The organism is Candidatus Agathobaculum pullicola, assembly GCF_052117205.1.
Lineage (GTDB): Bacteria > Bacillota > Clostridia > Oscillospirales > Butyricicoccaceae > Agathobaculum > Agathobaculum pullicola.
This window is the reverse complement of record NZ_JBQKJP010000114.1, coordinates 1-799: the sequence shown is the minus strand read 5'-3', so window position 1 is coordinate 799 and position 799 is coordinate 1. Positions and strand designations below refer to the sequence as shown.

The window sequence follows — 799 nt, the reverse complement described above, 5'->3', positions numbered from 1 at the left end:
TAGAAACGCTTTTGATCCTCCCTGTGACTACGCTCCACCTTGCCGTTGTGGCGGGGCGTGTAGGGACGGATCAGCTTGTGCCGAATACCCAAATTGACAGCGGTGACCTCAAATAGGGTGGGCAAGTCCTTCTGGCTGTTAGAGAAACGGTTGGTGAACTCAAAGCCATTGTCCGTCTGGATACATTCCACGCGGATGCCCCGTCGGGCATACCACTTAACCAGCTTTTTCAGGAAATCGGCGGAAGAATAGGTGCTCTGCTCCGGGTAAGCAGCCAGGAAGCGCAGGCGAGTGAACTCGTCTATGGCGGTATATTGGAATAGACGCAGCTCCGGGTCTGCAATGCACTTACGGGGCACCACCTTTACATCCACCTGAACACGCTGGCCGGGGTAGGTCATCTGCTGGTAAGGCTTTGGTTTATACACTTTTTTCTTTGAAGCAGCAGGAAATAGCCCCAATTTGCGCATGACTCGGAACAAGCTCTCTGGACGCCGGGTATAACCCCGTAGCCGCAGCCGATGCCACAGCTCCACCATACCAAGGTTGGGATTGCGGCGGCGCATATCGTGGATTAGTTTTAATTCTGCATCTGTGTGCTGGTTAGGATGGCTGTGCGGGCGTCTGGACTGGCAAGCCAGAGACTGCACCGTCCCATCCCAACGGGCCTTCCAGAAGTAGATATATGACCGACTCTTGTTGTACTTCCGGCTGGCACGGCTGACGCCGTATTTCTCTGCGTACTTCATTAGAGATTGCCGATACGCCATGTCCTGTGTTATACTCTTGCTCATGAAGG

Annotated in this window: 1 protein-coding gene; it reads right to left on the bottom strand. The window is 53.8% G+C overall.

The genetic code is table 11. The annotated features are described in order from the left end of the window. Positions 1-799, bottom strand: a 799-nt coding sequence (locus ACTQ3V_RS15635) for a DDE-type integrase/transposase/recombinase (RefSeq protein WP_441468296.1), incomplete at both ends; no start/stop codon positions are given.